The sequence below is a fragment of the Dactylosporangium sp. McL0621 genome (assembly GCF_049995355.1).
Lineage (GTDB): Bacteria > Actinomycetota > Actinomycetes > Mycobacteriales > Micromonosporaceae > Dactylosporangium.
In genome coordinates this window covers 3,029,369-3,044,604 of sequence record NZ_CP188259.1, presented here as the reverse complement: position 1 = coordinate 3,044,604, position 15,236 = coordinate 3,029,369, and the positions used below count along the sequence as shown (strand labels likewise).

Genomic DNA, 15,236 nt, shown 5'->3' with positions numbered 1-15,236 from the left:
CTATGCTTGGAGGCGATGTCCCGCTGGAAGCCTGACGCCGCCGGTCGCCTCGTCGCGGCGGCCCTCGAGCTGTTCGACGAGCAGGGGTACGACGCCACGACCGTGGCCGAGATCGCCGCGCGCGCCGGGCTGACCAAGCGCACCTTCTTCCGCCACTTCACCGACAAGCGCGAGGCGCTGTTCAAGGGCTCGGAAGAGCTGGAGCAGCTCTGGCTCGACGGCATCGCCGCCGCGCCCGCCGGGGCCGGGCCGCTCGCGACCGTCACGGCCGCGTTCGACCCGGTCGCCGCGATGTTCGCGCAGCGCCACCACTTCGCCCGCCTGCGCGCCGGCGTCATCGTCGCGAACCCGGAGCTCCAGGAGCGCGAGCTGATCAAGCTCCAGCGGCTGGCCGGCTCGATCAAGGCGGCCCTGGTCGAGCGCGGCGTGCCCGAGAACGCCGCGATCCTCGCCGCCCAGTCGGGCGTGACCGTCTTCCACGTGGCGTTCGCGCGCTGGGTGCGCCAGGACGACCCGGCGGCCTTCCGGGCGTTGCTTGACGAGTCGCTCGAGGAGCTGCGCGCGATCAGCCGCGCCTGAGGTCAGGCCGGCGGCACCACCCGGAAACCCTGCACGCGCACGGCCAGGGCGTCCAGATCGCCGTCCAGCTCCTGCACGCCGAAGCCGAACAGCATTCGCATCGCCCCGTCGCCCAGCTCGATCGGGTGGAAGGGCAGCGGGTAGTCGCCCTCGTCCGGGTCGGGCGGGACCGGGTGCTCGCCCGCCCAGAACGGCCCCTCGAAGTCGTATCGCTCGCCGATGTCCTCCAGGACCCCGTCGTCCGGCGAGAGGCTCAGGGCGCGCACGAGTACCCCGTCGTCCCAGACGGCGAAGCCCAGCCAGTCCACGACCGAGTGCAGGCCGAACAGGATCGTCCGCCGGCCGGCGCCGAGCTCCAGCAGGTGAGGGTCGAGCTGGGTCGGGTAGTCGAACGCCAGGCGGCGGTCCAGCAGCACCGAGGCCGCGGGCCGGACGGTCGCGTAGGTGACGTCCACCGGCGGGTACGTGTCGAGCAGGGAGCTGTCCTCGGTGGGGTCGCGCCGCACGTCGTACCCCGGGAACGCCCTCCGGACGAGCTCCTCCACCGGCGCGTCCGGCCCGGGATCGGCCCGCAGCGCCTCGGTCAGGTTGCCGTCGGAGAACGCGAGTATCGCCACCTTCGATCCCATGCGGCCATGTATATCAAGCGCCGCCCAGGGCCGAGGCCTCGATGGCCGCGACGAAGGCCTTCGCGCGGGCCTCGTAGTTGTCGTACCGGCCGTAGCTGGGCGCGGCCGGGGACAGCAGGACCACGCCGCCCGGCGGGATCAGCTCGCGGGCCCGGACCACGGCGGCGGGCAGGTCCTCGGCGACCTCGCGGCGGACCGCGGGCAGGTCGCCGACGACGTCGAGGATGTGCTCGCCGCTGTCCGGGATGGCGATGAGGGTGAGGGGCACCGCCTTGTCGCGCAGGTAGTCGCGCAGCGGGGTGTAGTCGATGCCGCGGTCCTGGCCGCCGACGAGGACGGCCAGGGGGCGGCCCGCGTACGCCTCGATGGCGTGGATCGTCGTCTGCGGCGCGGTCGAGAGCGAGTCGTCGACGAACTCGACGCCCGAGGGGTCGGCGATCGGCGTCAGGCGGTGCGGGAGCGGGGCGTAGGAGCGCAGCCCCGCCTCCAGCGCCGAACGCTCCGCGACCACGTCGACGCCGGCCGCCTCGAGGGCGGCGAGGGCCACGCAGAGATTGCCGGTGTTGTGCGTACCGCGCAGAGGGAAGGCATCGCGCGGGAAGAGCCGCTCGCCGTGGCGGACGATCCAGCCGTCCTCGTCCCAGTTGCGCACCGGAACCAGGGGCAGTCCCGGGCGCGCGGCCAGTTCGGCCGACAGGGTCGGGTCGGCCGCGTTGTAGACCACTGCCTCCGGGCCGTGCATGGCGATGTTGAGCTTGTGCGCGTAGTACTGCGACGGCAGCCCGTCGCGCGTCCAGTCGAGGTGCTCCTCGAACAGCGACGTGATCACCGAGACCCGCGGCGAGTCCTCGAGGTCGGCGCACTGGTACATCGAAAGCTCCAGCACGTACCGCTCGGCCGGCGGCAGCGACAGCACCGCGATGCCGATGTTGCCGCCCAGCTCGTTCGGGCGGCCGGTCGCGGTGAGCAGGTGCGAGATGAGGGTCGTCGTGGTGCTCTTGCCCTTGCTGCCGGTCACGCCGATCGTCTGCCGGGCGTGGTCGGCCATCCACAGGGCGGTACCCCCGGTGATGGAAACGCCCCGGCGCCGCAGCTCCTGGATCCACGGGTTCGACTCGCCCACCCCCGGCGAGCGCACGAGTACCTCGACGCCCTCCAGCGCCGGGCCCATCGCCTCGCCCTCGAAGAGCGGGACGGCCCCGTCCCAGGCGCGGGCGGCCAGGAACGTGGCCTTGTCCTGCACGGCGACGAGGGACGCGGGCCCGGCCGGGGCGATCGCCGCGAGCGCGGCCATGCCCTCCCGGCCGGTACCCCAGACCGCGACCCGCCGCCCGGCGAGCTCAGACAACTGCATGAGTCGGTACTTTATCCGCGCCGGCCGGTCGCCGCCTTGCGGTAGTCGCTGTTGAGCCGGCCGATCAGGGTGAGCGGGATGCCCTTGGGGCAGACCGTGGTGCACTCCCCCGCGTTGGTGCAGCCGCCGAAGCCGGCCTCGTCGTGCGCGGCGACCATGCCCAGCACGCGCGAGTCGCGCTCCGGCTGGCCCTGCGGCAGCAGGCCGAGGTGGCCGACCTTGGCCGCGGTGAACAGCATCGCGGAGCCGTTCGGGCACGCGGCCACGCAGGCGCCGCAGCCGATGCACGTGGCCGCCTCGAACGCGGCGTCGGCGTCGGCCTTGGGCACCGGCGTGGCGTGCGCGTCGGGGGCGGCGCCGGTCGGCGCGGTGATGTACCCGCCGGCCTGGATGATCGAGTCGAACGCGCCGCGGTCGACCACGAGGTCGCGCACGACCGGGAAGGCCGCGGAGCGCCAGGGCTCCACGTCGATCGTGTCGCCGTCGCGGAAGTGCCGCATGTGCAGCTGGCACGTCGTGGTCGCCTTCAGCGGGCCGTGGGCGACGCCGTTGATCATCATGCCGCACATGCCGCAGATGCCCTCGCGGCAGTCGTGGTCGAAGGCGATCGGCTCCTCGCCGTCGACGATGAGCCGCTCGTTGAGCACGTCGAGCATCTCCAGGAAGGAGGCGTCCGGCGAGATGTCCGTGACCCGGTACTCCTGCATCTTCCCGCGGGCCGAGGGTCCGGCCTGGCGCCACACGCGCAGCTTGATGTCCATTACTTGTAGCTCCGCTGGGTCGGGTGGACGTACTCGAACTCGAGCGCCTCCTTGTGCAGCACGGGCGGTTCACCGGTGCCGGCGAACTCCCAGGCGGCAACGTAGGAGAACTCCTCGTCGTGGCGCAGCGCCTCCCCGTCCGGGGTCTGGCTCTCGGCGCGGAAGTGCCCGCCGCACGACTCGGCGCGGTGCAGGGCGTCGATGCACATGAGCTCGGCGAGCTCGAAGAAGTCCGCGACCCGCCCGGCACGCTCGAGGTTCTGGTTGAGCTGCTCGCCGGTGCCGGGCACCTTGACCCGGGTCCAGAACTCCTCGCGCAGGGCCCGGATCAGCGACACCGCCTTGGTGAGGCCCGCCTCGGTGCGCTCCATGCCGCAGTACTCCCACATGATGTGGCCGAGCTCGCGGTGGAACGAGTCCACGGTGCGGTCCCCGTCCACGGCGAGGAGCTTCGCGATGCGCTCCTCGACGGCGGCGCGGGCGGCCCGCACCGGCGGGCTGTCGGGCGAGACCTTGGGGAAGGGCCCGGCGGCGAGGTAGTCGTTGATGGTGTTGGGCAGCACGAAGTACCCGTCGGCCAGCCCTTGCATCAGCGCGGACGCGCCGAGCCGGTTGGCGCCGTGGTCGGAGAAGTTGGCCTCGCCGACGACGAACAGGCCGGGGACGTTGGACTGCAGGTCGTAGTCGACCCAGAGCCCGCCCATCGTGTAGTGCACGGCCGGGTAGATGCGCATGGGGGTGACATAGGGGTCGTCGCCGGTGATGCGCTCGTACATCTCGAAGAGGTTGCCGTACTTGGCCTCGACCGCGGGCCGGCCCAGCCGGGCGATGGCGTCGGCGAAGTCGAGGTACACCCCGAGCCCGCCGGGACCGACGCCTCTTCCCTCGTCGCAGACGTTCTTGGCGGCCCGGGAGGCGATGTCCCGGGGCACCAGGTTGCCGAACGACGGGTAGATGCGCTCGAGGTAGTAGTCGCGCTCGTCCTCGGGGATGTCGGCCGGGGCGCGGTGGTCGCCGGCCCGGACCGGCACCCAGACGCGGCCGTCGTTGCGCAGCGACTCGCTCATCAGCGTGAGCTTGCTCTGGTGCGTGCCGGACTCGGGGATGCACGTCGGGTGGATCTGCGTGTAGCAGGGGTTGGCGAACAGCGCGCCCTGCCGGTGCGCGCGCCACGACGCGGTGACGTTGCAGCCCTTGGCGTTCGTGGAGAGGAAGAAGACGTTGCCGTACCCGCCCGAGGCGAGCACCACCGCGTCGGCGAGCTCGGTGGTGATCTCGCCGGTGACGAGGTCGCGCACGACGATGCCGCGGGCCCGGCCGTCGGCCACGACGAGCTCGAGCATCTCGTGGCGGGCGTGCATCTCCACGTTGCCGGCCGCGATCTGGCGCTCCAGGGCCTGGTACGCGCCGAGCAGCAGCTGCTGGCCGGTCTGGCCGCGGGCGTAGAAGGTGCGCGAGACCTGGGTGCCGCCGAACGAGCGGTTGTCGAGCAGGCCGCCGTACTCGCGGGCGAAGGGCACGCCCTGGGCCACGCACTGGTCGATGATGTTCACCGAGACCTGGGCGAGGCGGTACACGTTGGACTCCCGCGCCCGGAAGTCGCCGCCCTTGACCGTGTCGTAGAAGAGCCGGTACACGGAGTCGCCGTCGTTGCGGTAGTTCTTGGCCGCGTTGATCCCGCCCTGGGCCGCGATCGAGTGCGCGCGGCGGGGGCTGTCCTGGTAGCAGTACGACCGGACCTTGTACCCGGCCTCGGCCAGGGTCGCCGCCGCGGAGCCGCCGGCCAGCCCGGTGCCGACCACGATCACGGTGAGCTTGCGCTTGTTGGCCGGGTTGACGAGCCTGGCGCCGAACTGCCGCCGTTCCCAGCGGGTCTCGACGGGCCCGTCCGGCGCGGCCGTGTCGGCGATCGGGTCGCCCTCACTCCAATATGGAAGGTTCATGTCAGGACACCAGCCCGGTCAGAACGGCGAACGGTACGGAGAGGTAGCCCACGACCAGCACCAGCGACAGCACCAGGGCGACGGCCCGGGCGGTGCGCTCCCCGCGCGGGGACTGCTGGCCGAGGGTGCGCAGCGCGGAGAAGATCCCGTGGCGCAGGTGGAAGCCGATCGCGACGATGGCGAGCGCGTAGAACAGCGTCACGTACCAGCGGCCCGGCGCGAAGTCGGCGACGACGTTGGCGTACGGGTGCTGCCTGTCCCCGACCGGGTTCACCGTGCCGGTGGTCAGGTCGAGGATGTGGAACACGACGAACAGCAGGATGATCACGCCGCCCCAGCGCATCGTGCGGGCCGCGTAGCTGCCCTGCACCCTGGGCCGGTGGGCGTAGCGGACGGGCCGCGCGGCGCGGGCCCGGCGGGCCAACACGACGGCGGCGAAGATGTGCGCGAGCACGGCGGCGGTGAGCCCGCCGCGCTGGAGCCACAGGTACCAGGTGTGCGGCAGCAGCGGGGTGCCGAGGTCGCGCAGCCAGTGCGCGTAGTGGTCGAACGCCTCGGCCCCGACGAAGATCTTGAGGTTGCCGGCCATGTGGGCGAACAGGAACAACACCAGCAGGATGCCCGTACCCGCCATGAGGATCTTCAGGGCAATCGAGGACCGTTTTTTCCGGACTTTTAACGGCCTGGTCCGTTCTGCCGCCATTACCGCCACTCCGCCGACGGTAGGTTCCCGGCGCGCGATTCGTCCAATGCATGAATCCCGCAGCTACGATAGCCATAGGCTATTGAGATGCAGCTGCAACAGCTCCGATACTTCGTAACCGTCGCGGAAGTACGACATTTCACCCGCGCGGCGGAGCAGCTCGGTGTGAGTCAGCCGACACTGAGTAAACAAATTCACACCCTGGAGTCGGCCCTGGGCGCCCCGCTGTTCGACCGCTCCCGCGGCGGCGTGGCCCTCACGACGGCGGGCGAGACCCTGCTGCCCCGCGCGCGCCGGGTCGTCGCCGAGGCCGACGGCGCGCGCGACGCCGTCCAGGAGGTGGTCGGCCTGCGCCGCGGCCGGGTGCGGGTGGGCGCGACGCCGAGCCTCTGCACGTCACTGGTACCGCTGGTGCTGCGCGAGTTCCACGAGCGGTACCCGGACATCGAGCTGCACGTCGACGAGGGCGGCTCGCAGGACCTCGTCGCCGCGCTGGTCGCGCACGGCCTGGACCTGGCGTTGATCGTCGAGCCGGCGCGCGGCACCGACCCGGCCCTGGAGACCGTGCCGGTGCTGCGGGAGAGCCTCGTCGTGGCCTCGGTCGCGCCCCTGCCGGCGCGCATCGCGCTGGCGTCGCTGCGGGACACGCCGCTGGTCATGTTCCGCACGGGCTACGACCTGCGGGACACGACCCTGGAGGCCTGCCGGCGGGCGGGGTTCACGCCGCGGTACGCGGTCGAGGGCGGCGAGATGGACGCGGTGCTGGCCTTCGTGGAGGCGGGGCTGGGGGTGGCCCTGGTGCCGAGCATGGCCCTGGTGAACCGCCCGCTGCTGCACGCGGCGCCGCTGGTCGCGCCGGGGGTGCACCGCACGATCGCGCTGGCCCAGCGCCGCGAGTCGGTCCTGCCGCACGCGGCCCAGGCCCTGCGCGCAACCCTCCTGACCCACGTGGCGAAGGGCCCCCTCCCCCTCGGCGTCCAGCCCCTCTAGTCACGGCGATCTTGTGGGGCGCAGGTCACGCTCCGGATGCGGGGTCGCGCGCGGAAGCCGAAGACCGGCGATACTTGTCGATCGTGGAGACTGCACGCAGCGATCGGACGCGAGCCTGGCTCGCCGCGCACGAGCTGGACACGGACGGTGACCCCGATGACGCCGCTCGCGATCTCATGCCCGAGATCCGTGGCGACCAGGAGCTCTCGCCCGCCGACAAGCTGGAGATCGGCCTCGGCCTGCTGGAGATCCTCGACGCCTACTGGGTGACCGTCGAGCTGCGCTGGTTCGTCAACGCCGCCGACGACGAGGAGCTCTGGGCCACGCACTGGGAGGCGATCCGCGCGCACCTGGAGCAGCCGCGGCCCAGCGAGGCGGTGCTGTACTCCCTGTGGGTCGACTGGTTCGAGGACATCGCCACCGTCGAGCGCGCGTTCACCGCCGTCCTGGCCCGCGACGCGGACCGGCTCGGCGAGCAGGACGAGGCGCTGCAGCGGCGCGCGGCGGCGGTACTGAAGGTCAGCGGGCCCGTGCCGTGGAAGCTCAAGTATCCGGTCTACACCGCGGCCGCCGAGCACGAGCGGCTGCGCCGGGCCGTGTTCAGCGGGGTGCTGTACAGCTTCCACGACGTGTACGGCTCGCTGGAGATCGGGCCCGCGCTCGAGCTGCTCGACCGCCTCGGGCTGCCGGAGGAGACCGAGCACCTCACCGAGCTGCGCGAGGAGCTCGCCGCCGGCCACGCCAACCAGCACCACCGCGACTGAGAACGTCCTCAGCCGCGTCCGGTAAGTTGCTCTGCGGCTAGTCGGGCGCGGCGAGGAGGAACGGCGTTGCAGATCTGGGAAGCGATCGTGCTGGGCGTCGTGGAGGGCGTGACCGAGTTCCTTCCGGTGTCCTCGACCGGGCATCTGACCATCACCGAGAAGCTGATGGGCATCCCGATCGACGACAAGGGCGTCACGGCGTTCACCGCGGTGATCCAGGTCGGCGCGATCCTCGCGGCGGTCATCTACTTCCGCAAGGACATCATCCGGTTCGTCGTCGCGCTGTTCAAAGGCGCGTTCAAGGCCGACCAGCGGCACGGCGAGGACTGGCGGATGGCGATCAACGTCATCGTCGGCTCGATCCCGATCATCATCGTCGGCCTGCTGTTCAAGGACTACATCGAGGGCGTACTGCGCAGCATGTGGTTCGTGGCCGCGGGCCTCGTGCTGTGGAGCATCGTCATGACGCTCGCCGACCACCTGGGCAAGCAGGAGCGCGGCGAGGCCACGGTGACCTGGAAGGACTCGCTGATCATCGGCCTCGCGCAGTGCATCGCGGTCATCCCGGGCGTGTCGCGCTCCGGCGCCACGATCAGCATGTCGCTGTTCCGCGGCCTCGACCGGGTCACCGCGACCCGGCTCTCGTTCTTCCTGGGCATCCCGGCGCTCACCGCGGGCGGGCTGCTCGAGGCGGTCACCCGGGCCAAGGAGATCGGCGACACCGTGGGCTGGGCGGCGACCGGCGTGGCCACCCTGATCAGCTTCGGCGTCGCCTACGTCAGCATCGCCTGGCTGCTCAAGTACGTCGCCGGGCACACCTTCGCGGCGTTCGTGTACTACCGCGTCGCCGTCGGCGGGATCATCGTCGGCCTCCTGTGGAGCGGCGCGATCACCGCGACCTGAGCCGGCGTTTTCTGCCGCGTCTCCCCGGCGAAATAGGGCGCCGCGGAGTTTACGCAATCCGAACCGCGCGCTTACCCATTGACGGACGTCAGTGGGTACCGATGAATGATGCGCAGACTGCCCACCCTGATCGCCGCCGTGACCGCCGCCGCGCTCGCCGCGGCCGCGCTCACCGGATCGGCCGCTCCGGCCGCGGCGCCCGCCCCGCCCAACGTCGTCTTCGTGCTCGTGGACGACCTCGCCTGGAACCTGGTGCAGTACATGCCCCAGGTCCAGCGCCTGCAGCGCGACGGTACGACGTTCACGAACTACACCGTCACCGACTCGCTGTGCTGCCCGTCCCGCTCCTCGATCTTCACCGGCAAGTTCCCGCACGACACGGGCGTGTTCACCAACGAGAACCCGGACGGCGGGTTCGGCGTGTTCCGCGACCGCGGCAACGAGCAGCACACGTTCGCGACGGCGCTGCAGGGCCGGGGCTATGCCACCGCGATGATGGGCAAGTACCTCAACGGGTACCTGCCCAAGGACCTCTACCAGCCGCCCGGCTGGAGCGAGTGGGACGTGGCCGGCAACGGCTACGGGGAGTACAACTACAACCTCGACGAGAACGGCAAGCTCGTCCCCTACGGCAACGCCGACTCGGACTACCTCACCGACGTCGTCAGCGCCAAGGGCCAGGCCTTCATCCGGCGCTCGGCCGCGGCCGGGCAGCCGTTCCTGCTCGAGATCGCCACGTTCGCGCCGCACGGCCCGTTCACCCCGGCCCGCCAGGACCTCGACAAGTTCCCGGGCCTGACCGCGCCGCGCGGCCCCGCCTTCGACACCCTGCCGACGGACGCGCCCGCGTGGCTGGCCGGCAACGGCCCGCTCACCGCGGCCGAGCTGCAGAAGATCGACACCGACTTCCGCAAGCGCGCCCAGGCCGTGCAGGCCGTCGACCGGATGATCGCCGGGCTGCGCCAGACCCTCGCCGACGCCGGGGTCGCCGGCAAGACGTACGTCGTGTTCAGCTCCGACAACGGCTTCCACATGGGCCAGCACCGGCTCGTGGAGGGCAAGCAGACCGCGTTCGACCACGACGTGCGGGTGCCGCTGGTCGTCGCCGGCCCGAGCGTGACCGCCGGCATCGAGCGGCCGCAGGTGGTACAGAACATCGACCTCGCCCCGACGTTCGAGCGCATCGGCGGGGCCCCGGTCGCCGCCGACGTCGACGGCCGTCAGCTCGTCACGCTGCTGACGGGCGGCACCACCGCCGAGTGGCGCACCGCGTCACTTGTCGAGCACCACGGGCCGGGCACCAACGCCGACGACCCCGACGTGCAGGACGCGCGCAACGGCATGCCGACGACGTACTCGGCGATGCGCACGGCGACGTACACCTACGTCGAGTACACCGACGGCGAGCGGGAGTACTACGACCGCGGTTCGGACCCGAACGAGCTTCACAACGTCGCCGGCACGCTCCCGGCGGCGCGGCTGGCGGCGCTGCACGACGCCCTGACGGCGCTGGTGAGCTGCCACACCGGGGCGGCGTGCTGGAGCGCCGGTCACGTCGCCTGACGCCGGCTCCCCCTGGTCCTCGCCACGAGCTCGGCGAGGACCAGGGGCACGATCCCCGCGGGATACCACGCCATATCGATCCAGTCGAAGGCGTCGCCCAGGGTCAGACGCAAGAGGATGTTGTACCGGCTGAGCTCGTGCGGAACGCCGGTGAGCTGGAACAGCTCCACGGCCCAGCAGAAGGCCAGCGCGTACGCGCCGGCGGTCAGCGGGCGGCACCTCGGGGCGATGAACACGACGGCGGCGTAGACGGCCGACGCGTACAGGGCGGTGCCGCTGTCCTGCTGCAGCGCGCCGTTGCTGTAGAGCGTGCCGCCCGCGAGCGCCCGGATGCCGAAGGCGAGGGCGAGCGCGGCGGCGGCGGTCACGACGGCGGCGATGCGTACGGCACGGGTGGTCTCCAGCACCCGCGGATGCTACCCGGTCGCGCCCGTCAGCAGGGGCGGCTGCTCGCGCTGGTGCTGCCCCAGATGCGGTACTCGCCGCCGGGCTGGGTCAGCGAGTACGTGACGTCCCAGCGCGTGCACGTCTCCGACTCGCGGCCCTTGGGCCCCTTGCCGGCCTGCTGCTGGCTGCGGAACGTGACCCGGGCCTGCAGGCTGCCGTGCCCGGTCGGGTCGGAGCCGAGCGCGAGCAGCAGGATGTCGTCGTCGGTGCTCGTGGAGATGCCGTCGCTGAAGCGCTTGACGGCGTTCGTGTCGCTCTGGTTGATGGAGCCGCCCGGGTCCATGACGTTGAGCGCGGCGCCGGCGTCGCGGGCGTTGACGGCGGCGTAGTACTTGTCGAAGACCGCGGCCACGGCGGGGGCCCGCGCGGGGTCGAGGCTCGGGTCGAGGCGCACGGCACCGACGCTCGCCGGCAGCGTGGGCGCGGCGGCGGTGGTGGGCGCGGCCGTGGTCGGCGCCGCGGTGGTGGGCGCGGGGGCCGTGTCCGTGTGCGTCGGCACGATCGGGTTGCCGGTGTTGGCCGGCCCCGCGGTCGGGCTCGCGTCGCCGCCGCCGGACATCCAGCGGTCGCGCAGCACGAACGCGACGGTGCCGCCGGCCAGCAGCAGTACCACCGCCACGATCGCCGGGAAGATCCAGACCGGCCGGCGCCGCGGAACGGGCGTCCCCCACGGCGGCTGCTCGTTGGTGATCCACGGGACGGGCGCCGGGCCGACGGCCGGGGCGGCCCCGGGCCAGTTCTGCGCCGCGAGGTCATCCGGGTTGCCGGGCGCGCCGGACGTGGGCCAGTTCTGCGCGGCGGCCTGGGCCGGGTCGACCGGCGGCCCCGACGAAGGCCAGTTCGGCGCGGGCGGCCCCGACGCGGGCCAGTTCGGCGCCGGCTGGTTCGGCGCCGGCTGGTTCGGCGCGTTCTGGTTCCAGGCGCTCTGGTCGAGCGCGGACGGGTTCGGCGCCGGCTGGTTCGGCGCGTTCTGGTTCCAGGCGCTCTGGTCGAGCGCGGACGGGTTCGGCGCGGGCTGGTTCGCGGCCGGGAGAGCCGGGGTGGTCGCGGCGGCCTGGGTGGCCGGGGCGCCGGAGGGCGACCACGACCCGAACGCGTCGGCCGGGGCGGAGGCGGGCCAGGAGACGGGCGGGTCGGCGGGCAGCGTGCCGGGCGGCGGCCACCCGCCGGGCCCCCCGGCCGCCGGTCCGGACGCCGGGCGACCCGCGCCGCAGGAGGCGCACACCGCAACGTCGTCACCGTTGCCGGTGCCGCAAACCGCACACTGCCACATGTAGTCAGACCGAACCGTACGTCGCGTGCGGATGCCATCGGCACATCGCCCGGCATCGTCCGCCGTTCGTGCCGGGCTCGATCGACAGTAGCGCCCCCGCGCCAGGGTTCAGGCCGTGACGCGGAAGGAGGCGGTGGCGGACCTCCGGCTCGTCCGGCCCACGAGCTGGACGACGACCGCGCCCGCCTTCGTGCCGGCCGGGGCCACCGTCACGCTCGCCTCGGCCGCGCCCCCGTCGTCGGCGGTCAGGGTCGTGAGCAGCTTGGTCCCCGCCCGGGCGTCGACCTTCTCCCCCGCCGCGAAGCCGTGCGCGGTCAGCTTCACCGCCGCGCCGGCCTTGCCCGCGTTCGGCTGCAGCTGCACCGTCGCCGGCACGGCGGCGGAGGCCGGCGACGACGACGGCGGCGGCGGCGACGGTCCGGCCGCGGCCGACGCGCTCGGGGTCGCCTCCGGGCCGAAGAGCGCCGCCCGGCCGTCCTGCAGCAGGCCGCGGCCCCACGGGGTCAGCACCATGATCAGTACCCACGGCAGCAAGGGCAGCGCCGCGAACCGCAGGCGCCGCAGCACCCGGCGGCGCGGCTTCGGCGGCGCCAGGACCGGCTCGTCGTCGGCGGAGTCGGAGGCGGAGGCGGAGGCGGAGGCGGAGTCGGAGGCGGAGGCGGAGTCGGAGGCGGAGGCGGAGGCGGAGGCGGAGGCGGAGTCGGAGGCGGAGGCGGAGGCGGAGGCGGAGGCGGAGGCGGAGGCGGAGGCGGAGGCGGCGTCGTCGCGGGGCATGAGCGACTCGTCGCCGTACACCGCCACATTGCCCTGAATCGTCACGCCCGGCCCGATGATCACCGAGGGGCGGCGGGCCGGCGGCGGAGGGGAAGCAGGAGGAGGACTGACCGGCGCGACGGGAAACGCGCTGATCGGAGCCGCCGGAAACGCGCCGGTCGAAGGGGCCGGTACCGGGTGGACGGTGCCGCTCGCGGTGTGCTCCGACGGGGCCGGGGGCGCCACCGGCCGCGCGGGCGAGCCGTTGGCCAGCAGGAGCGCGCCGAACGCCACGGGAAGTTCGGGCTGTTCGGGTACCACCGGAGCCAACCCGAACCGCGCGTGCAGCCGGCTCGCCACCAGCGGCAGGCGGCTCGAGCCGCCCACGAGCACGATCGCGTCCAGCCGGGCCGGCGGGATGCCCGAGCGCTCGAGGACCCGCCGGGTCTCGTCGACGGCGCGGTCGACCAGCGGCCCGGCGACGCGGTCGAGCTCCTCGCGCGTGAGGTGGGTGGCGCGGTCGAGGCCCGGCACGTGCAGCGGGGCGGACGCGGCGCGGGATAGCATCTCCTTGGCCTGGCGCACCTCGGACCAGAACGTGCGCCGGTCGCGCAGCTCCCCGGGCGTGCGCGGCGCGGCGAGGCGGCGCCACCGCTCCGGGTCGGCCGCGGCGACCAGGTGCCCGACGTGCCCGACCAGGGCGTCGTCGACGTCGGTACCGCCGAGGTCGGCCAGCCCGCCCGTGGCCAGCACGCGCAGCGCGGGGGCGGCGCCCGTGGCCTCCACGACGGTGACGTCGAGGGTGCCGCCGCCGAAGTCGAACACCACCGCGCAGCGCCCGGGGGCCAGGCGGCCGCCGAGCGCGCGGACGCAGTACGTCGCGGCCGACACCGGCTCGTCCACCAGCGTCACGCGGCCGAGCCCGGCGCGCGCGGCCGCGTCGAGCAGCACCGACCGGCGCGTGTTGCCCCAGTCGACGGGGCAGGTCAGCACGGTCGCGCCGGCCACCGGCACCCCGGTCTGGGCGGCCTCGGTGGCCGCCCGGCGCAGCACCGCGGCGAGCAGCTCGGCGACGGGCAGCTCGCGGTCGCCGAGCAGGATGACGCCCTCGTCGACGCGGCCCTTCGGGTTGGGCTCGAACCGCGCGGCGTCGGTCATCAGGTGCCGCTCGGCGTCGCGGCCCACGAGCAGCGCCCCGGACGCGTCGGCGAAGACCGCCGAGGGCAGCACCGGGCTGCCGTCGAACAGCAACGGCCGGGGCGTGCCGTCGCCGCGGTCGACCACCGCGACGGTGTTGGAGGTGCCGAGGTCCACCGCGAACCGGAAAGGCATCGCGGCATCCTATGGCAGCCGCTCAGCCTCCGGTCGAGTCCCACCACCGCGGGCCGCCCGGGCCCGGAAAATAGAACGGCACGCCGAGCGCCGCGCGGAGCCCGGCCCCGAGCGCGGCGGCGTCGTCCGGCATTGCCGCCAGCGGTACCTCGTCGAAAGCCGCATGCCGCGCCCCCGGCCGCCGCACGACGGCGACGACACGCACGTAGGGCCCGTCCGCCCCGTCGATCCACAGCGCCTCGACCGCGGCGAGCGGCGCGGCCAGCAGTCGCGCCCGGGCCAGCGCCGCGTCCAGGCCGGCGGCCGCGGCGGGCGGGAGGAGCCCCTCGGCCTGCAGATGCAACCGCCGCAGTTGTACCGTCTCCCGGCACTCCACGAGCCCGGGCGGCCCGTCCTCGAGCTCACACCCCTCGCGCACGAGCTGGATCGGCCGGACGGCCGCCCCGCCCGCGAGCTCTTCGTCGACCCGCGCGCGCACCTCGGGCGCCAGCAGCGACCACAGCCGGTTCATCGCGGCAGCCGAGCGAGCACGTCGTCCAGCGCCACCCCCGCGGCCGTGCTCAGCACCAGGCCGGCGGCGGTGAAGCGGGCCGGGTCGGCGTACGCGTTCGGGACCGCCACGCAGCGCAGGCCCGCCGCCCGCGCCGCCGCCGCGCCGTGCGGGGTGTCCTCGAACGCGACCGCCCGCGCCGCCGCGACGCCGAGCCGCTCCAGGGCGAGCCGGTAGACGGCGGGGTCGGGCTTGTGGGCGGCGACCTCGTCGCCGAACGCGCCGGCCTTGAAGCGGCCGAGGTCGCCGGTGCGGCCCAGGTGCTCCTCGACCCACGAGCGCGGCGAGCTGCTGGCCACCGCCATCGGCAGGCCCAGCTCCTCGGCCCGGTCGAGCCACGCGCCGAGGCCCGGGGCCAGGCCGAGCGCCGCGTGCATGGCGTCGCGGTGGGCGGTGCGGCGCGCGTGGCTGGCGGCGCGGTCGAAGCCGGGCCCGACGGCCGCCCCGAGCTGCGCGTACCTGGCCTCGCTGAGGTCGCCGCCGTGGTCGGCGAAGAACCCGGCCTCGTCCAGCGCCAGGCCGTGGCGGCGCCACTCCGCGCGCCAGCTCTCCAGCAGCGTGCTCTCGGTGTCCATGAGCAGGCCGTCGAAGTCGAACACCAGTGCCTCGATGCCGGGGAGCATGCCGCGACGGTACGGCCGCCGCTTCCCCGGTCCTATGATCGCGGTCACGGTTCGTGATCGGCCGCGAGC

The 15,236-nt window shown here is 73.5% G+C and carries 15 protein-coding genes; 5 read left to right on the top strand and 10 right to left on the bottom strand.

Annotated elements, in window-relative coordinates; genetic code table 11:
• The first annotated feature begins 15 nt into the window (after window positions 1–15).
• A complete protein-coding gene (locus ACPPVO_RS14255; protein ID WP_426511678.1) occupies window positions 16–579 on the top strand; it encodes a TetR/AcrR family transcriptional regulator in 564 nt (187 codons plus the stop codon).
• Window positions 580–581: 2 nt separating this feature from the next.
• Here ACPPVO_RS14255 and ACPPVO_RS14250 read toward each other — a convergent pair whose 3' ends face one another.
• From ACPPVO_RS14250 to ACPPVO_RS14230, 5 genes are read right to left on the bottom strand one after another with little or no spacing between them, the layout of a single operon-like run.
• Window positions 582–1,208, bottom strand: a complete 627-nt coding sequence (locus ACPPVO_RS14250) for a DUF6928 family protein (RefSeq protein ID WP_426511677.1) — start codon at window positions 1,206–1,208, stop codon at window positions 582–584.
• A gap of 13 nt (window positions 1,209–1,221) precedes the next feature.
• Entirely contained in the window at window positions 1,222–2,562 is a 1,341-nt protein-coding gene (gene murD / locus ACPPVO_RS14245) for a UDP-N-acetylmuramoyl-L-alanine--D-glutamate ligase (protein ID WP_426511676.1), read from the bottom strand.
• Between the two features lie 11 nt (window positions 2,563–2,573).
• A complete protein-coding gene (locus ACPPVO_RS14240; RefSeq protein ID WP_426511675.1) occupies window positions 2,574–3,323 on the bottom strand; it encodes a succinate dehydrogenase/fumarate reductase iron-sulfur subunit in 750 nt (249 codons plus the stop codon).
• Entirely contained in the window at window positions 3,323–5,266 is a 1,944-nt protein-coding gene (locus ACPPVO_RS14235) for a fumarate reductase/succinate dehydrogenase flavoprotein subunit (RefSeq protein ID WP_426511674.1), read from the bottom strand. The genes ACPPVO_RS14240 and ACPPVO_RS14235 overlap by 1 nt, the downstream gene beginning before the upstream one ends.
• A 1-nt stretch (window position 5,267) precedes the next feature.
• Window positions 5,268–5,900 (bottom strand): succinate dehydrogenase cytochrome b subunit, encoded by a 633-nt coding sequence (locus ACPPVO_RS14230; protein WP_426511673.1) that lies wholly within the window; start codon window positions 5,898–5,900, stop codon window positions 5,268–5,270.
• 150 nt (window positions 5,901–6,050) lie between these two features.
• On the opposite strand from ACPPVO_RS14230, the gene ACPPVO_RS14225 reads away from it, so the two are divergent.
• The 4 genes from ACPPVO_RS14225 (at window position 6,051) to ACPPVO_RS14210 (ending at window position 10,189) form a co-directional block, all read left to right on the top strand.
• The gene (locus ACPPVO_RS14225; RefSeq protein WP_426514627.1) at window positions 6,051–6,959 is read left to right on the top strand and encodes a LysR family transcriptional regulator; all 909 of its coding nucleotides are present in this window, start codon (window positions 6,051–6,053) and stop codon (window positions 6,957–6,959) included.
• A gap of 83 nt (window positions 6,960–7,042) precedes the next feature.
• Window positions 7,043–7,723, top strand: coding sequence for a hypothetical protein (locus ACPPVO_RS14220; protein WP_426511672.1), 681 nt, complete (start codon window positions 7,043–7,045; stop codon window positions 7,721–7,723).
• Between the two features lie 66 nt (window positions 7,724–7,789).
• Window positions 7,790–8,626 carry an undecaprenyl-diphosphate phosphatase gene (locus ACPPVO_RS14215; protein ID WP_426511671.1) on the top strand — a complete coding sequence of 279 codons (837 nt, stop codon included), beginning with the start codon at window positions 7,790–7,792 and terminating at the stop codon, window positions 8,624–8,626.
• 108 nt (window positions 8,627–8,734) lie between these two features.
• Complete coding sequence (locus ACPPVO_RS14210) at window positions 8,735–10,189, top strand: sulfatase family protein (protein WP_426511670.1); 1,455 nt, start codon at window positions 8,735–8,737, stop codon at window positions 10,187–10,189.
• On the opposite strand, the gene ACPPVO_RS14205 is transcribed toward ACPPVO_RS14210, so the two are convergent.
• From ACPPVO_RS14205 to ACPPVO_RS14185, 5 genes are all read right to left on the bottom strand, one after another.
• Window positions 10,177–10,596: a DUF2809 domain-containing protein gene (locus tag ACPPVO_RS14205; RefSeq protein ID WP_426511669.1), complete on the bottom strand. Its 420-nt coding sequence runs from the start codon at window positions 10,594–10,596 to the stop codon at window positions 10,177–10,179. The two genes, ACPPVO_RS14210 and ACPPVO_RS14205, sit on opposite strands and share 13 nt — an antisense overlap.
• Before the next feature lie 26 nt (window positions 10,597–10,622).
• A complete protein-coding gene (locus ACPPVO_RS14200) occupies window positions 10,623–11,861 on the bottom strand; it encodes a hypothetical protein (protein ID WP_426511668.1) in 1,239 nt (412 codons plus the stop codon).
• A 156-nt stretch (window positions 11,862–12,017) separates the two neighbouring features.
• Window positions 12,018–13,994, bottom strand: coding sequence for an Hsp70 family protein (locus ACPPVO_RS14195; protein ID WP_426511667.1), 1,977 nt, complete (start codon window positions 13,992–13,994; stop codon window positions 12,018–12,020).
• A gap of 22 nt (window positions 13,995–14,016) precedes the next feature.
• The gene (locus tag ACPPVO_RS14190; protein ID WP_426511666.1) at window positions 14,017–14,505 is read right to left on the bottom strand and encodes a hypothetical protein; all 489 of its coding nucleotides are present in this window, start codon (window positions 14,503–14,505) and stop codon (window positions 14,017–14,019) included.
• A complete protein-coding gene (locus ACPPVO_RS14185; RefSeq protein ID WP_426511665.1) occupies window positions 14,502–15,167 on the bottom strand; it encodes an HAD family hydrolase in 666 nt (221 codons plus the stop codon). The genes ACPPVO_RS14190 and ACPPVO_RS14185 overlap by 4 nt, the downstream gene beginning before the upstream one ends.
• Window positions 15,168–15,236 lie beyond the last annotated feature (69 nt).

Coding starts and splice junctions, on each gene's coding strand:
- ACPPVO_RS14255 (WP_426511678.1), top strand. CDS start 16: ATGTCCCGCTGGAAGCCTGACGCCGCCGGTCGCCTCGTCGCGGCGGCC.
- ACPPVO_RS14250 (WP_426511677.1), bottom strand. CDS start 1,208: ATGGGATCGAAGGTGGCGATACTCGCGTTCTCCGACGGCAACCTGACC.
- murD (WP_426511676.1), bottom strand. CDS start 2,562: ATGCAGTTGTCTGAGCTCGCCGGGCGGCGGGTCGCGGTCTGGGGTACC.
- ACPPVO_RS14240 (WP_426511675.1), bottom strand. CDS start 3,323: ATGGACATCAAGCTGCGCGTGTGGCGCCAGGCCGGACCCTCGGCCCGC.
- ACPPVO_RS14235 (WP_426511674.1), bottom strand. CDS start 5,266: ATGAACCTTCCATATTGGAGTGAGGGCGACCCGATCGCCGACACGGCC.
- ACPPVO_RS14230 (WP_426511673.1), bottom strand. CDS start 5,900: ATGGCGGGTACGGGCATCCTGCTGGTGTTGTTCCTGTTCGCCCACATG.
- ACPPVO_RS14210 (WP_426511670.1), top strand. CDS start 8,735: ATGCGCAGACTGCCCACCCTGATCGCCGCCGTGACCGCCGCCGCGCTC.
- ACPPVO_RS14195 (WP_426511667.1), bottom strand. CDS start 13,994: ATGCCTTTCCGGTTCGCGGTGGACCTCGGCACCTCCAACACCGTCGCG.
- ACPPVO_RS14190 (WP_426511666.1), bottom strand. CDS start 14,505: ATGAACCGGCTGTGGTCGCTGCTGGCGCCCGAGGTGCGCGCGCGGGTC.
- ACPPVO_RS14185 (WP_426511665.1), bottom strand. CDS start 15,167: ATGCTCCCCGGCATCGAGGCACTGGTGTTCGACTTCGACGGCCTGCTC.